The organism is Listeria goaensis (assembly GCF_900186125.1).
Classification (GTDB): Bacteria; Bacillota; Bacilli; order Lactobacillales; family Listeriaceae; genus Listeria; species Listeria goaensis.
Genome location: NZ_FYBQ01000001.1, coordinates 75012 through 90638 on the forward strand (window position 1 = coordinate 75012; position 15627 = coordinate 90638).

Sequence of the window (15627 nt, forward strand, 5' to 3'; positions counted from 1 at the left end):
ACACACAGGAGGATATTGAAGTGGATAACTATTTAGAAATTGAAGCAGCCGTCAAAAGAGTATTCAGCAGTTTTCGCCATGATATTGAATCTGTTTTAGACAAAAAAATGAGCAGCGGTGAATACCGCGTCTTGAGATTGATTAGTAGTGGTGTTAATAAAACGAGTGATTTAGCTAGAAAACTGGACGTTTCGGCGAGTCACATTACATCACTCACGGACGCGCTAGTCGCTCGTTCGCTTATTACGCGCAATCGTTTAACAGAAGATAGACGCATCATTTTGCTTTCACTCACTGACGAAGCGGAGAAAATTGTTAAGGAAGTCAGCAAACGAAAACGCGAATTAATTGTAAAACGCTTCGCTGTCTTTTCAGATGCCGAACAAGAAGAATTTAAACGGCTATTAAAAAAGTTAGCGGACTCAATTGATTGAACCTCACGTATGTGAGGTTCTTTTTTATACAAAAACCTTGCCTTTTTAAAATGTCTCGATTATACTAAAATAAAAGTTGGTCAAAGGAAACAATTTTAGTTTTAGTTCAAAAAGAGTCTTTTAGGAAAGAGGAGGATTTTATGGATATTACAAATATCACGGTTCGATACGAAGATAAAGTTGTGTTGGACGATATTAGTGTTGCGATAAAGCTTGGAAAATTAACGGGAATTATTGGGCCTAACGGGGCTGGGAAATCGACGTTACTAAAAGCGATGATGGGGCTCGTGAAGCGTGAAGCGGGAGAGGTGATGATTTCGGATGTGGCGCTTATAAAAGTGAAACAAAAAATTGCTTATGTTCCGCAACGTAGTGAAATCGATTTAACTTTTCCTATAACTGTCCAAGAAACGGTTCTGCTTGGAACCTATCCAAGTTTGCGGTTGATGCAAAAGCCCGGAAAGAAAGAAAAAGAGCGGGCGCATCAGGCGCTTAAACAAGTTGGAATGGAAAGCTATGCAAAGAAACAAATTGGTCAATTATCTGGCGGACAATTGCAACGCGTTTTTATTGCACGAGCGCTAGCACAAAATGCGGAAATTTTTTTGCTAGATGAACCTTTTGCGGGAATTGATGCGACGAGTGAAAGATTTATTATGGGACTGCTGAAAAAACTGCGCGACTCTGGCAAAACAATTGTCGTTGTTCACCATGATTTTCATAAAGTAGCAGAATATTTCGATGAGATTATTTTACTAAATAAAAAATTAATTACAGCTGGACCTGTTGAGGCTCATTTTACAGACGAGATGATTAAACGAGCTTATGAGGTTCAAATGGTGAGGGGCGGATAAAATGGAATTTGTTCAAGGATTATTTGAATACCAATTTCTACAAAAAGCATTGCTTACGTCTGTTGCGGTAGGAATTGTGTGCGGCGTCATTGGTAGTTTTATCATTTTGCGTGGTATGTCGCTGATGGGGGATGCAATTAGTCATGCGGTGTTACCAGGCGTTGCGATTTCGTATATGGCAGGCATTAATTTTTTCTTTGGGGCGGTGCTATTCGGTATTTTGGCGGCGTTCGGGATTGGATTTGTGAACCAAAAAAGTACGATTAAAAGCGATACGGCGATTGGAATCGTATTTAGTGCTTTTTTTGCACTAGGCATTATTTTAATTACGCTTGCGAAAAGCAGCACGGATTTGTATCACATTTTGTTTGGGAATGTACTCGCTGTACGTTCATCAGACATGTGGCTGACGATTGGAATTGCGGCCATTGTCGTCACATTAATTGGCCTTTTTTACAAAGAATTGTTTATCAGTTCTTTTGATCCGGTTGTGGCCGAAACATATGGCTATAACACGCGCTTCTTGCACTATTTTCTTATGTTGATGCTCACGCTCGTGACGGTTGCGGCGCTGCAAACAGTGGGGATTATTCTCGTCGTTGCACTGCTCATTACGCCAGCTGCTACAGCGTATTTAATCACCCACTGGCTGAAGACGATGATTTTTCTGGCTGCTTCATTCGGTGCAGTGAGTTCTGTGATTGGGCTGTTTTTAAGCTATCGCTATAACTTGGCTTCCGGCGCAACCATTGTACTCACGGCAACGCTTTTATTTATCATCATTTTTATAAGCAAAAATCTTATTTTAGTTAAAAAGAAAGGGGTTTTAGGATGAAACGTGTTATTTTATTTGCGAGTTTCCTCGCTTTGGTCGTGCTTGGTGCGTGCGGTGCGGCTAGCGATAAAGAAAAATCAACTGACAAATTGCAAGTTGTCGCCACGTATTCGATTTTAGCAGATATGGTGAAAAATGTTGGCGGAGATAAAATTGATTTATATAACATTGTGCAGGCAGGCGTAGATCCGCATGAATACGATTTGTTACCGGAGGACATTCAGAAAGCAACGGATGCGGATGTTATTTTTTACAACGGTTTAAATCTTGAAATGGGCAATGGCTGGTTTACGAAGATGCTTGAAACGGCCGGGAAATCGCAAGACGATGCAACAGTTTTGAGTGAAGGTGTAAAACCGAAATATTTGACGGAAAAGGGGAAGGAGAGTGAAACGGATCCGCACGCTTGGTTAGATGTATCAAACGGGATTATTTATGTGAAAAACATTGAGAAGGCACTTTCCAAAAAAGATCCTGATAATAAAGCGTATTACGAAAAACGGGCTAAGGACTATATTGCCAAATTGGAGAAACTAGATGCGGAAGGCCTTGCTGCTTTCGGTGATTTGAATGAGAATCAGAAGACGCTTGTAACAAGTGAGGGAGCGTTTAAATATTTTGCTGAAAGATACGGACTTTCTGCGGCTTACATTTGGGAGATTAATACTGAAAGTCAAGGAACTCCGGAACAGATGCGCCAAATTATTAAGACCATTCGTACGCGCAATGTGAAAAGCTTATTTGTTGAAACGAGCGTGGATCCGCGAAGCATGGAAAGTGTTTCCAAAGAAACGGACGTCCCTATTGTTGCCAAACTGTTTACTGATTCAACAGCGAAAAACGGGACAGCGGGTGACTCGTATTTGGAAATGATGCAACTCAATTTTGAGCGGATACACGGCGGACTCGCGAAGTAGCGTTTACTTTTAGCCAGTTCTTTGCTATAATTTTATCTTGTGACAAGGCGTATCCTTGTGGGTTGGGAGAGGGACAATTTCATAGAGGGAAGAAAAATGAAAAAAGTTTTTGAACAAATGTTTCAGTTAAAGAAGGAAGGTACGACAATTCGCACTGAACTTTTAGCTGGCATGATTGGCTTTTTCACCGTTGTGTACATCATTGTTGTCAACAGTTCGATTTTGAGTGAGGCAGGAATGAGTTACGAGGGCGTTGTCATCGCAACGATTTTCATTTCCGTAGTAGGCTGTTTTCTAATGGGCTTTTGGGCAAACTTACCGCTTATTTTAATGCCCGGTATGGGGATTAATGCGCTGTTTGCATACAGCCTAGTAAACACGATGGGGCTTTCATTCGAGCAAGCGCTCGCTGTCGTTGTCGTGAGCGGTATCATTTTTATGGTGCTTGCTTTTACCCCTTTGGCTCGAAAATTAAATGAAGCCATTCCACTTGTCTTGAAGCAAGCTATAACAGTTGGACTAGGGTTCTTCTTGATTTTACTTGGCTTAGAGAAAGGCGGAATTGTAACGCGTGGCAGTCATTCGATTTTAGCGCTTGGTAAATTAGATGACCCCGCCGTTTTAGCGACCATACTCACGCTACTTATAACGATGATTCTCGTCATTCGCAAAGTGCCAGGCGGCTTTTTAGTCAGCCTACTCATCGGAACGATCATTGGCTATTTCTTCGGCATAAACGGAAAAGTGAGCGGAAGCGCGCTTAGCCTCGCACCGTTTAAAGACGTGTTCTTGCAACTCGATTTTTCCGGCATAACGGAAGTGGCCTTCTGGTCTGGCGTATTTTCTCTAACGATGGTTGTCGTGTTTGAAACGGTCGGTTTGACATACGGTCAAGTGCGGCAATTAAAACATGAGGAACGCTTACCACGAGTGCTTCAAGCGAGTTCTGTGACCGTGTTTTTATCCGGGATTTTCGGAACAAGTCCAACGGTTTCCGCACTTGAAAGCGGCTCGATGATTGCAAGCAACGCCAAAACAGGCCTTGCAAGTGTTACAACGGGTGTTTTGTTCTTATGTTCGCTCTTTTTAATGCCATTCCTTTCAGTTATTCCAAACAGCGCGGTTGCGCCGATTCTAATCATCATCGGGATGTCGATGGTACAGGAATTAAAAGAAATGGATTTAAAAAATCCTGCGAATAGTTTTTCAAGCCTACTCATTATTGTCATTATCCCTTTCGCCTACAGTATCGCGGACGGAATTGCCGCAGGCTTTATCGCGTACCCCATTTTACATTTATTTGTAAAAAAAGAGGAAAAGATCTCGCCTGTGATGTATGTGATTGCGGCTTTATTTTTAGCGCAATATATTTTACAATGGATATAATGACTCGGAAAAGCTGCCCAGTCGATGGGTGGTTTTTCTTTTTGGAAAAGAGGAGAATAGATGTACTATTATTATCTCATCACGGTCGCCGTTTTAATTGTCGACCAATTTACAAAATGGCTAGTGGTACAAAATATGGAAATAGGGGAACAAATTACGGTGATTCCGAATTTCCTTTACTGGCTAAGTTACCGAAATAACGGAGCTGCTTGGAGCATTTTAGAAGGAAAAATGTGGCTCTTCTACATTATTACTGTCATCGTTGTCGGCATTATTGTTTATATTATGCAAAAGTATGCGAAAGGTCACACATTATTTTCTGTTAGCTTGGCGCTCATTTTAGGCGGAGCTTTAGGGAATTTCATTGACCGATTATTGCATCAGGAAGTCGTGGATTTCATTGCCACCGTGTGGGGAAGCTATCATTTTCCGATTTTTAATATTGCGGATGCCTCGCTATCAATTGGGGTAGTGCTCATGCTTATTTACGTCTTTTTAGATGATCGCAAAACGAAAGGAACGAATTCATGAAGCTTGAAATTACTGAAGAAATGAAAGGCGCCCGCCTAGATAAGGCACTTAGTGAACTGACCGATTTAAGCCGTTCACTTGTTCAATCGATGCTAAAGTCGGGTGATGTTCTTGTAAATAGCGAAAGCGTCAAAGCGAACTATAAAGTGCAAACGGGCGACGTTATCACCTACCAAATTCGGGAGGTCACAGAACTTGTTGCGGAAGCAGAGGATATCCCACTCGATATTTATTACGAAGATCAAGATGTTTTGGTCGTGAATAAACCGCAAGGCATGGTCGTTCACCCGGCAGCGGGCCACATGTCCGGTACGCTTGTGAACGCGCTACTTTATCATTGTAAGGATTTGTCGGGGATAAATGGGGTCGTCCGTCCTGGCATTGTTCACCGTATCGATAAAGATACGTCGGGGCTTCTAATGGTGGCGAAAAACGATGCGGCACACGAGTCGCTCTCAGAACAGCTGAAGAACAAGACGAGCGACCGGATTTATTTGGCTCTCGTCCATGGTGATATTAAGCACCAAAAGGGCACGATTGAAGCGCCGATTGGACGAGCAAAAGAAGATCGCAAAAAGATGGCAATTGTTGCAGACGGCAAGGAAGCGCGCACGCATTTTGAAGTCGTCGAACGATTTGGTGCCTACACGCTTATAAAATGCCAACTAGATACTGGCCGGACGCATCAAATCCGCGTTCATTTGAAATACATCGGGCACCCCCTTGCCGGCGACCCGAAATACGGACCAAAAAACACGTTAAAAGGCAACGGCCAATTCTTGCACGCAAGTGAGTTAGGATTTGAACATCCAAAAACGGGCGAGCGCCTGCATTTTAAAGCTCCATTACCAGATGTTTTTCACGAAACCCTCGCAACATTACGCGAATCAAATTGAATATTTTTGGAAAAGAGTGCTTTCGTGGTGCTCTTTTTTGTTCGAGAGTTTTGTGTTATATTGGGGGGGAAGTGCACAGCGATAAAAGGGACGGCGGATTTTAAGATAAAATGGTGTTAAAGTAGGGAGCGATTAAGAGTGACTGGAATCAAGCATGCGCAATTGCATAATGAAAAGAGGCCATAATATGAATCAAAAAAATGTAGCTTTTTTAAAAATTTCATTAAGCATTTTCTTTGTTTTAATGGGCTGTTCAAATACAGCTGAATCTCTGAAGGGAGAGGAGAAGAAAAATGAAGAAAATGTTGTGAAATTTTATCCATCTATTGATAAGGCTACTGCAAATAATACCTTCTCGGTTGCTCTTGATAAAGATAGTTTGGGTGAGCAATTATTATCTTTAAAAGACGACAATCATCAAATCATATTTTTCAAATCTTCTTATGAAAATAAAGATACGATAACAGTGTATAAATACCAATTAAAATTAGACTCAGGACAAGAACAGTATTCAAATCCAACAAATGCAACACAAATTGTCTGGCAGGCGCAGCTGGATTCACAGAAAAAATCAAAACTATCAGATGTAGAAATGATTCAACTAGCCATTAAAATGAACAATCCAAAACAAACTTTTAATTTAAGTCCAGAAACTACGAAGTTACAATGGGGAATTTCTAAAGCAATAAATACACCAAAATTAAAAATAGACGGGCAAACCGCAACAAAAGTTATTCCAATTACTTTAGATGGTGACAATGTGTACTTCTGGTATTTTGAAAACCTTACAAGTGCGAATGCTCCTGATAGTATGGAGGTTACATTTTAAGCGAAAAGGAGTATCTTCCTTCTCCTTTCCAAATACACAAAAACAACAATTTAATTGCAAAATAAAAACCATTCTTTTCATCACCCAAAGAATGGTTTTTATATTTGTTTTGATACAACGCATCTTTTTTGGTTTTCGTTTTGCGTGTGGATAAGTCGAGTGTGTGGAAAGGACTGCGTTTTATTTCTGGGTTTAGGCGACCTTCGCGCACGAGCTTTTCACGCTGTTTTTTTGCTTTAGATTTAGCCATAAATGCCACTCCTTTACTTTATTCTTTCATCATTATAACATGAATTTATTTTTTTAGGTAAAAAGCATTGACACATATTCTTTTTTCCTGTAAGCTGAAGGAAGTTAAAGAGCACCTTTAAAGGTAGTCCAGAGAGGCTAAAAAGGTAAACGTTTTGTACGGGAAAAGTGTATTTCCCTATACGCATGATACGTATACCCTTCGCCGCTTTGGTGAAGGGTTTTTATATGTAAAGGAGGACATTATGGCTGAAAAAGTAGTCGTCATGGATCAAGCAGCAGTAGGGCGTGCCCTTACTCGTGTCAGCTATGAAATTATTGAGCGCAACAAAGGCGCAAAAAACTTAGCGCTCGTCGGGATTAAAACGCGTGGCATTTTCCTTGCTAAACGAATTGCAGCGCGCATTCAGGAAATCGAAGGCGTGGCAGTGCCTGTCGGGGAAGTCGATATCGCGCTTTACCGCGACGATTTAAGTTTTAAAAACGCAGAAACGCGGGAACCATCTGTAAACGGCTCGGAAATCCCATTTTCCTTAGAAGGGAAAAAGATTGTCTTAGTGGACGATGTGCTATACACGGGACGAACGGTGCGTGCGGCGATGGATGCGCTAATGGACGTTGGTCGTCCGGAGCAAATTGAGCTTGCGGTGCTCGCTGATCGTGGCCACAGAGAACTACCAATTCGCGCCGATTTTGTCGGGAAAAATGTGCCGACCTCAAAAGAAGAACGTATTGAAGTGCATCTTTCTGAAGTAGATACGGACGAAGATGCCATCATGATACTCAAATAAAACACTTTTTAAATGCAGTCCAGAGAGGCTAGCAAAGAGTGGAGTCGTAGAGCCAAACTCTACCTTTCTAACTCTTTGCCTAGCGCAGGGAGTTTTTTAATTAAAGGAGAGAAAAAAATGTCAGAACAAATCGAAGCAAAGCCAGTACTTGATATACACGAAAAACCTACTTGGAATAAATGGATTGTTTTAAGTATTCAGCATCTATTTACGATGTTTGGCTCAACCATTTTTGTACCAAGTGTGACAGGAATGAATCCCGGCGTCGCCCTTGTATCGAGTGGGCTCGGGACACTCGCGTATTTAGCAATTACACGCGGCAAGATTCCCGCTTACTTAGGTTCCTCATTTGCATTCATTCAGCCACTCACGATGTTTATGTTGGCAGATTCGCCGGGCTCGGTTATGGTCGGAACGTTTTCCGTCGGGGTCGTGTATGCGATTATTTCTTTAATTGTTTACTATGCAGGTGTTGAATGGATTCAAAAAGTCTTGCCGCCACTTGTAGTTGGACCAGTAATTATGGTTATCGGGCTTAGCCTTGCACCAAATGCTGCTGCTATGGCGATGGGAACAAGTAGTGGTGGCGATTATAGCTTCCAGTCAGTTGCTGTTGCGCTGATTACGTTAATGGCCGCAGTGATTGCAATGATTGCTTTCAAAGGATTTTTCGGACTGATTCCGATTTTATTCGGCTTCTTCGTTGGCTACCTTGTAAGCATTCCATTTGGTCTCGTTGATTTCTCACTTGTCAAACAAGCTAGTTTGTTCCAAATTCCAGATTTCACAATTCCATTTATTGATGCTGACCCGGTTGTAACGGCAACGGTCATCATTAGTATGGCGCCACTTGCATTCGTCACGATGGCTGAGCATATGGGGCACCAACTCGTTTTAAACAAAATTACGAACCGAAATTTCTTTAAAGATCCAGGGCTACATCGCTCGCTTATTGCGGACGGAACGGCTTCTGTTATTGCGTCGCTTATCGGTGGGCCTCCTGTTACGACATACGGGGAAAACATTGGTGTGCTTGCGATTACACGGGTTTATAGCGTCTTCGTCATTGGCGGGGCGGCTGTGTTCGCTGTATTATTCGGCTTTATTGGCTACATCAACGCTATCATCACATCTGTACCGCAAGCTGTTCTAGGCGGGATTTCGTTCCTGTTATTCGGTGTTATCGCTTCAAGTGGGCTTAGAATGATGATTGACAACCAAATCGATTTAAATATTAACCGCAACTTAATTATTACTTCTGTCGTGCTCGTTATCGGCATCGGTGGCTTCTTCGTAGAAATCAATTCCGTGAAAATTACTGGAATGGCGATGGCAGCTGTCGTTGGGATTATTTTAAACTTAGTCATTCCCGAGAAGAAACACGCGTAAATGTAAGACCTCTTTTGGAAAAATCTAAAAGAGGTCTTTATATAGAAAAAATGGAAGGTGGCGTTATAAAATGAAACATCTTTTGACGATGGACGAACTAAGTAATGAAGAAATTGAAGGGCTTTTAAACCAAGCGGCTTTTTTTAAAAAAGAAGAAAAAACGAAATTCGAAAAAGAAGTCTACGCTGTCAATTTGTTTTTTGAACCGAGTACACGAACACATACAAGCTTTGAGATGGCTGAGAAAAAACTCGGCATGAACGTGTTAAGTTTTGAGCCTGGTGCCTCTAGCGTAACAAAAGGTGAGACGCTTTATGATACGGCTTTAACCATGCAAGCACTCGGGACGGACATCGCAATTATTCGCCACCCAGCTGAAAACTTCTTCGATGAATTACGCACGCTTGATATGGCCATTATAAACGGCGGTGACGGTTGCGGTGAGCATCCTAGCCAGTGCCTGCTCGATTTATTCACCATTCGCGAACAATTTGGGTACTTCACCGGTTTGAAAGTCGGCATTGTCGGCGATATTTCCCACAGTCGCGTGGCGAATTCGAATATGAAAGTGCTCAAACGACTTGGTGCTGACATTTATTTTGCCGGCCCAGATGAATGGTTCAACAATGAGCTAAGCGCGTTTGGACAGCATATGACGATGGATACGCTCGTTGAAACGGTAGATGTTGTCATGCTGCTGCGCGTTCAACACGAGCGCCACGACGGCGAGGCGATTTTCCATAAAGAAACGTACCATCAAACATTTGGTTTGACGGAAGCGCGCGCAAATAAAATGGGTGAACAAGCGATTATCATGCACCCAAGCCCAGTTAATCGCGATGTGGAAATTGCAGATTCTTTAGTAGAGTCGGCCAAGTCGCGCATTATTGAACAGATGACAAACGGCGTTTATATGCGCATGGCAATTTTGGAAGCAGTTTTAAAAGAAAAAGAAGTGAGGGTGAAAACATGTACATTTTAAAAAACGGACAAATTTTAAACGAAAACGGGGAATTAACGAAGCAAGATATTTTAATAAGCGGCGACAAAATTGTGAAGATTGCTGAAAACATCACGGAAGAAACGGCGACAGTTATTGACGTCAAAGGGAAATTTGTTTCACCGGGGCTAATTGATGTCCATGTGCATCTGCGCGAACCAGGCGGGGAGCATAAGGAGACCATTGAAACCGGGACGAAAGCGGCAGCGAAAGGCGGCTACACGACGGTTTGCTCAATGCCAAATACGAAGCCAGTTCCAGATACGCCAGAAAAAATGGCTGCACTCGTCGAACGAATTCAGGAAACAGCGCGCGTTCGCGTTTTACCATATGGCTCGATTACGAAAGAACTTGGCACGGACGAGCTCGTTGATTTTTCGGGCTTAAAAAGCGCAGGAGCTTTTGCGTTTACCGATGACGGGGTTGGCGTTCAAACGGCTGGTACAATGTACGAAGCGATGAAGCGCGCGGCGAAGCTCGATATGGCGGTTGTCGCTCACTGCGAAGATAACTCGCTTGTCTACGGGGGAGTTGTCCATGACGGGAAGTTCGCGAAGGAATCGGGGTTAAAAGGGATTCCAAATATTGCGGAGTCCGTTCAAATTGCGCGTGACGTTTTGCTCGCCGAAGCAGCAGGGTGCCACTATCATGTCTGCCATATTTCAACTAAAGAATCGGTGCGTGTTGTGCGCGACGCAAAACGCGCTGGCATTCATGTGACGGCAGAAGTTTCACCGCATCACCTGCTACTAAATGAGGAGGACATTCCAGGCGATATTGGCAATTGGAAAATGAATCCGCCACTTAGAAGTCGTGAGGATCAAAACGCGCTTTTAGAAGGGTTGCTTGACGGGACGATTGACTTTATCGCAACAGACCACGCCCCGCATGCGGAAAGCGAAAAAAACGTGTCAATGGAGAAAGCCGCATTTGGCATTGTCGGACTTGAGACGGCGTTTCCGCTTCTGTACACGCATTTTGTGAAAAACGGGGACTGGACGCTCGCACAGCTTACGCGTTATATGGCGGAGAAACCAGCAGAGGTATTTAAGCTTTCGTACGGACATCTTGGTATCGGAGATGTTGCCGATATTGCGGTTATCGATTTAGACAAAGAAGAGGAAATTAATCCGGAGACGTTTTTATCGAAAGGAAGAAATACACCGTTTGGCGGCGTGAAATGTTTCGGATGGCCAGTTTTAACAATCGCACGTGGCGAAATCGTCTACACTTGGGGGGATAAATGATGAAAAGAATGTTAATGCTTGAAGATGGAACTTATTTTATCGGCGATAAGATTGGCTCGGACAAGGAAACAATTGGTGAGGTCGTGTTTAACACGGGCATGACGGGCTACCAGGAAACGATTACCGATCCTTCTTACTACGGCCAGATGATTACCTTCACGTACCCGCTTGTTGGGAATTATGGCATCAATCGCGATGATTTCGAATCGATTCAACCTGTGGTTAAAGGGGTGATTGTCCGTGAAGCGGCTGATTTTGCTTCCAACTGGCGCGAACAAATGACGCTTGATGCATTTTTGAAGGAAAAAGACATTCCGGGTATTGCGGGAATTGATACGCGTAAACTCACCAAAATGATTCGCAGCGTTGGAACATTAAAAGGCATTTTAGCCCCAGCTGATGCCGATAAAGAAAGCTTACTGCATCACTTGCGTTCTGTTAGGCTGCCCTCTGACCAAGTGAGTGAGGTGTCGTCTTCGAAGCCATTTGCGAGTCCGGGCGAGGGGAAACGCGTGGTGCTTGTCGATTACGGGGTGAAAGGTTCGATTTTAAAGGAATTAAATAAGCGCAATTGTCACGTGACAGTTGTGCCTTACGATACGACGGCTGCTGAAATTTTAAACATGCATCCTGACGGCGTGATGCTCTCAAATGGCCCTGGAGATCCAAAAGATGTGCCGGAAGCGAAGGATATGATTTTAGGCTTGCAAGGCAAGGTGCCGCTTTTCGGAATCTGCCTAGGGCACCAATTGTTCGCACTCGCAAATGGCGCGGATACATTTAAAATGAAGTTCGGTCACCGCGGTGCCAATCACCCAGTGAAGGAGCTTGCTACGGGACGCGTCGATTTTACGGCACAAAACCATGGCTACTCGGTGGATGCAGATTCACTTTTGAAAACCGATTTAGCCGTGACGCATGTTGAATTAAATGATGGCACAATTGAAGGTTTAAAACACCGCGATTATCCTGCTTACACCGTGCAATATCACCCAGAAGCGAACCCAGGACCAAGCGATGTTAATTACTTGTTTGACCAATTTATAGAAATGATGGATTTAGACCGGGAAGGACGGATGGATTATGCCTAAACGCGAGGATATTAAGACGATTTTAGTAATCGGTTCTGGCCCAATTGTAATCGGCCAAGCCGCAGAATTTGATTACGCAGGCACACAAGCTTGCTTGAGTTTAAAAGAGGAAGGTTATCGTGTCGTCTTAGTGAACTCAAATCCAGCGACGATTATGACAGATGCTGAAATGGCAGACAAAGTATATATTGAACCAATCACACTCGACTTTGTGTCGCGCATCATTCGCAAAGAGCGTCCCGAAGCGATTTTACCAACACTTGGGGGGCAAACGGGTCTAAATATGGCAATGGAACTTGCTGGCGCCGGCATTTTAGATGAGATGAACGTGGAAGTACTCGGAACCGATTTAACGGCCATCAAAAAAGCGGAAGACCGCGAGGCGTTTCGTGACCTTATGAATGAACTAGGACAGCCTGTACCAGAAAGCGAAATCATTCATGATTTAGAAGAAGCAAAAACTTTCGTAGCCCAAATTGGTTACCCCGTTATTGTTCGACCAGCTTATACGCTTGGCGGTTCAGGCGGCGGGATTTGTCATGATGACGCGGAACTTGCAGAAATCGTCCAAAGTGGCTTAAAGCTAAGCCCAGTGACGCAGTGCCTACTCGAAAAAAGCATCGCTGGTTTCAAAGAAGTCGAATACGAAGTCATGCGCGATGCAAATGATAACGCGATGGTTGTCTGTAACATGGAAAACATGGACCCAGTCGGCATACATACAGGGGATTCCATCGTTGTTGCGCCAAGTCAGACGCTTTCAGACCGCGAATACCAACTGCTGCGAGACGTTTCGCTGAAAATCATTCGCGCCCTCGAAATTGAAGGCGGCTGTAATGTCCAGCTCGCACTCGACCCAGATAGCTACCAATATTACGTCATCGAAGTGAATCCGCGTGTTAGTCGCTCATCAGCACTCGCGTCAAAAGCAACCGGCTATCCAATTGCAAAATTAGCCGCAAAAATTGCAGTCGGTCTCACACTAGATGAGATTAAAAATCCCGTAACCGGCACGACTTTCGCACATTTTGAACCAGCCCTCGATTACGTTGTCGCAAAAATCCCGCGTTTCCCGTTTGATAAATTTGAAAATGGCGACAGACGACTCGGCACACAAATGAAAGCAACCGGCGAAGTCATGGCCATCGGTCGCACATGGGAAGAAGCGCTCCTAAAAGCCGCACGCTCCCTCGAAATCGGTGCTAGCCACGTGTATTTAGAAGAAGCAGAACAGGCAACAGCCGAGAAGCTCGAACAAAAAATTCGCTTCCCAGAGGACGACAGACTGTTTTTCTTGGCCGCTGCTCTTAGACGAGGGGAAACAATCGAGTCCCTTCACGAAAAAACAAAAATCGATCTTTTCTTCCTGTATAAATTAGAAAAAATCATTTCGCTTGAAACTAAATTAAAAGAGCAAAAAGGAGACCTCGAGGCGCTTTATGAGGCGAAACGAATGGGCTTCTCCGACGCGTTTATTGCGGAGTTATGGGGAACAAGTGAGGCCGCGCTTTACGATTTGCGCAAACAAGAAAATCTGCTGCCAGTCTATAAAATGGTGGACACATGTGCCGCCGAATTCGCCTCTACGACACCGTATTTTTACAGCAGTTATGAAGAGGAAAACGAATCGATTCGCAGTGAGAAAGAAAAAGTCATCGTGCTCGGCTCCGGCCCGATTCGAATCGGCCAAGGTGTGGAATTCGACTACGCGACGGTGCATTCTGTTTGGGCCATTCAACAAGCTGGCTATGAAGCGATTATCATCAACAATAACCCTGAAACAGTTTCCACTGACTTTTCGATTTCCGACAAGCTGTATTTTGAACCGCTAACGCTAGAAGATGTTATGCACGTCATTGAAATCGAACAGCCACTAGGTGTCGTCGTGCAATTTGGCGGGCAGACAGCAATTAATTTGGCGGAAGGGCTAGCAGAACGCGGTGTTAAAATTTTAGGCACCAGCTTAGAAGACATCGACCGCGCCGAAAATCGCGACAAGTTTGAAAAGGCGCTTGAAATTTTGCAAATCCCGCAACCAGCCGGCAAAACGGCCACATCTGTGGACGGCGCGCTTGAAGTCGCAAAATCAATCGGCTATCCCGTTTTAGTTCGCCCGTCATACGTGCTAGGTGGACGTGCGATGGAAATCGTCGAATCGGAAGAGGCATTAATCTATTATATGAACAACGCAGTGAAGGTGAATCCGAAACATCCAGTGCTTGTCGATCGCTACGTGCAAGGTCAGGAAGTAGAAGTCGATGCCATTAGCGACGGGAAAGATGTGCTTATTCCGGGAATTATGGAGCATATCGAACGTTCTGGTGTACACTCGGGCGATTCTATCGCAGTCTATCCGGCCCAAAGTTTAAACCAAAAAGTGAAGCAACAAATTACGGATTATACGACGAAACTTGCGACAGGACTTGGCATTATCGGCATGTTGAACATTCAATATGTAGTGAGCGGCGAAGAAGTTTTTGTCATTGAAGTGAATCCGCGTTCGAGTCGGACGGCGCCGTTTTTAAGTAAGATTACGGACATTCCGATGGCAAATGTGGCAACGAAGGTAATTTTAGGGAAGAGCTTGAAGGAGCTTGGCTTTATGCCAGGACTTGCGCGCGAGAAGAAGGAAATTTTTGTAAAAGTACCCGTGTTCTCCTTCGCGAAATTGCGCAGCGTAGATACGTCACTTGGCCCAGAAATGAAATCAACGGGCGAAGTTATGGGGAAAGATGTGACGCTTGAAAAGGCGCTATATAAAGGTTTTGTAGCAAGTGGAACAAAAATGCATGACTACGGGACGGTGCTCCTAACAATTGCTGACCGCGATAAAAAAGAAGCCACTGCGCTAGCGGAACGTTTCAACACGATTGGCTTTACAATTATGGCAACTGCTGGAACAACGAAAGTGCTGGAAGAAGCTGGCATTCAAGTTTCCGAAGTGAAGAAAATTGGTGAAAATCATGAAACGCTTTTGGATTACATTCGGAACGGACAAATTACCCTTGTGGTGAATACGCTGACGAGTGGGAAAAGACCAGAACGTGACGGTTTCCAAATTCGCCGCGAATCGGTTGAAAATGGCATACCGGTTTGTACGTCACTTGATACGGCGGAAGCAATTTTACGCGTACTCGAATCACGCTCATTTGAACTAGAAGCGATTCAGTCCGTTTAA

The 15627-nt window shown here is 43.9% G+C and carries 15 protein-coding genes; 14 read left to right on the top strand and 1 reads right to left on the bottom strand.

The window, feature by feature from the left end:
* Positions 1-20: 20 nt before the first annotated feature.
* The 8 genes from CFT42_RS00390 to CFT42_RS00425 all read left to right on the top strand — a co-directional run bounded on the left by CFT42_RS00390 (position 21) and on the right by CFT42_RS00425 (position 6682).
* Entirely contained in the window at positions 21-434 is a 414-nt protein-coding gene (locus tag CFT42_RS00390) for a MarR family winged helix-turn-helix transcriptional regulator (protein WP_088808624.1), read from the top strand.
* Positions 435-574: 140 nt separating this feature from the next.
* Positions 575-1288 carry a metal ABC transporter ATP-binding protein gene (locus CFT42_RS00395; RefSeq protein ID WP_088808625.1) on the top strand — a complete coding sequence of 238 codons (714 nt, stop codon included), beginning with the start codon at positions 575-577 and terminating at the stop codon, positions 1286-1288.
* Between the two features lies 1 nt (position 1289).
* On the top strand, positions 1290-2123 hold the full coding sequence (locus tag CFT42_RS00400; RefSeq protein WP_088815132.1) for a metal ABC transporter permease: 834 nt from the start codon (positions 1290-1292) through the stop codon (positions 2121-2123).
* The gene (locus CFT42_RS00405; protein WP_088815133.1) at positions 2120-3040 is read left to right on the top strand and encodes a metal ABC transporter substrate-binding protein; all 921 of its coding nucleotides are present in this window, start codon (positions 2120-2122) and stop codon (positions 3038-3040) included. Before CFT42_RS00400 ends, CFT42_RS00405 begins: the two co-directional genes overlap by 4 nt.
* A 96-nt stretch (positions 3041-3136) precedes the next feature.
* Positions 3137-4426, top strand: coding sequence for an NCS2 family permease (locus CFT42_RS00410; RefSeq protein ID WP_088815134.1), 1290 nt, complete (start codon positions 3137-3139; stop codon positions 4424-4426).
* Between the two features lie 60 nt (positions 4427-4486).
* Entirely contained in the window at positions 4487-4957 is a 471-nt protein-coding gene (gene lspA / locus CFT42_RS00415) for a signal peptidase II (protein WP_088808629.1), read from the top strand.
* Positions 4954-5853 (top strand): RluA family pseudouridine synthase, encoded by a 900-nt coding sequence (locus CFT42_RS00420; RefSeq protein WP_088815135.1) that lies wholly within the window; start codon positions 4954-4956, stop codon positions 5851-5853. The genes lspA and CFT42_RS00420 overlap by 4 nt, the downstream gene beginning before the upstream one ends.
* A gap of 187 nt (positions 5854-6040) precedes the next feature.
* A complete protein-coding gene (locus CFT42_RS00425; protein WP_088808631.1) occupies positions 6041-6682 on the top strand; it encodes a hypothetical protein in 642 nt (213 codons plus the stop codon).
* On the opposite strand, the gene CFT42_RS00430 is transcribed toward CFT42_RS00425, so the two are convergent.
* Positions 6672-6932, bottom strand: a complete 261-nt coding sequence (locus CFT42_RS00430) for a hypothetical protein (RefSeq protein ID WP_088808632.1) — start codon at positions 6930-6932, stop codon at positions 6672-6674. The genes CFT42_RS00425 and CFT42_RS00430 overlap by 11 nt on opposite strands.
* A 244-nt stretch (positions 6933-7176) precedes the next feature.
* On the opposite strand from CFT42_RS00430, the gene pyrR reads away from it, so the two are divergent.
* The 6 genes from pyrR (at position 7177) to carB (ending at position 15627) form a co-directional block, all read left to right on the top strand.
* Positions 7177-7722 (top strand): bifunctional pyr operon transcriptional regulator/uracil phosphoribosyltransferase PyrR, encoded by a 546-nt coding sequence (gene pyrR / locus CFT42_RS00435; RefSeq protein WP_088808633.1) that lies wholly within the window; start codon positions 7177-7179, stop codon positions 7720-7722.
* Positions 7723-7839: 117 nt separating this feature from the next.
* Positions 7840-9111 (top strand): solute carrier family 23 protein, encoded by a 1272-nt coding sequence (locus CFT42_RS00440; protein WP_088808634.1) that lies wholly within the window; start codon positions 7840-7842, stop codon positions 9109-9111.
* Positions 9112-9181: 70 nt separating this feature from the next.
* Positions 9182-10093 (top strand): aspartate carbamoyltransferase catalytic subunit, encoded by a 912-nt coding sequence (locus CFT42_RS00445; protein WP_088808635.1) that lies wholly within the window; start codon positions 9182-9184, stop codon positions 10091-10093.
* The gene (locus CFT42_RS00450; RefSeq protein WP_088815136.1) at positions 10081-11358 is read left to right on the top strand and encodes a dihydroorotase; all 1278 of its coding nucleotides are present in this window, start codon (positions 10081-10083) and stop codon (positions 11356-11358) included. The genes CFT42_RS00445 and CFT42_RS00450 overlap by 13 nt, the downstream gene beginning before the upstream one ends.
* A complete protein-coding gene (locus CFT42_RS00455) occupies positions 11355-12449 on the top strand; it encodes a carbamoyl phosphate synthase small subunit (protein ID WP_088808637.1) in 1095 nt (364 codons plus the stop codon). The genes CFT42_RS00450 and CFT42_RS00455 overlap by 4 nt, the downstream gene beginning before the upstream one ends.
* The gene (gene carB / locus CFT42_RS00460) at positions 12442-15627 is read left to right on the top strand and encodes a carbamoyl-phosphate synthase large subunit (protein WP_088815137.1); all 3186 of its coding nucleotides are present in this window, start codon (positions 12442-12444) and stop codon (positions 15625-15627) included. Before CFT42_RS00455 ends, carB begins: the two co-directional genes overlap by 8 nt.

Coding starts and splice junctions, on each gene's coding strand:
- CFT42_RS00410 (WP_088815134.1), top strand. CDS start 3,137: ATGAAAAAAGTTTTTGAACAAATGTTTCAGTTAAAGAAGGAAGGTACG.
- CFT42_RS00440 (WP_088808634.1), top strand. CDS start 7,840: ATGTCAGAACAAATCGAAGCAAAGCCAGTACTTGATATACACGAAAAA.
- CFT42_RS00405 (WP_088815133.1), top strand. CDS start 2,120: ATGAAACGTGTTATTTTATTTGCGAGTTTCCTCGCTTTGGTCGTGCTT.
- CFT42_RS00445 (WP_088808635.1), top strand. CDS start 9,182: ATGAAACATCTTTTGACGATGGACGAACTAAGTAATGAAGAAATTGAA.
- CFT42_RS00455 (WP_088808637.1), top strand. CDS start 11,355: ATGATGAAAAGAATGTTAATGCTTGAAGATGGAACTTATTTTATCGGC.
- carB (WP_088815137.1), top strand. CDS start 12,442: ATGCCTAAACGCGAGGATATTAAGACGATTTTAGTAATCGGTTCTGGC.
- pyrR (WP_088808633.1), top strand. CDS start 7,177: ATGGCTGAAAAAGTAGTCGTCATGGATCAAGCAGCAGTAGGGCGTGCC.
- lspA (WP_088808629.1), top strand. CDS start 4,487: ATGTACTATTATTATCTCATCACGGTCGCCGTTTTAATTGTCGACCAA.
- CFT42_RS00425 (WP_088808631.1), top strand. CDS start 6,041: ATGAATCAAAAAAATGTAGCTTTTTTAAAAATTTCATTAAGCATTTTC.
- CFT42_RS00400 (WP_088815132.1), top strand. CDS start 1,290: ATGGAATTTGTTCAAGGATTATTTGAATACCAATTTCTACAAAAAGCA.
- CFT42_RS00450 (WP_088815136.1), top strand. CDS start 10,081: ATGTACATTTTAAAAAACGGACAAATTTTAAACGAAAACGGGGAATTA.
- CFT42_RS00420 (WP_088815135.1), top strand. CDS start 4,954: ATGAAGCTTGAAATTACTGAAGAAATGAAAGGCGCCCGCCTAGATAAG.
- CFT42_RS00395 (WP_088808625.1), top strand. CDS start 575: ATGGATATTACAAATATCACGGTTCGATACGAAGATAAAGTTGTGTTG.
- CFT42_RS00430 (WP_088808632.1), bottom strand. CDS start 6,932: ATGGCTAAATCTAAAGCAAAAAAACAGCGTGAAAAGCTCGTGCGCGAA.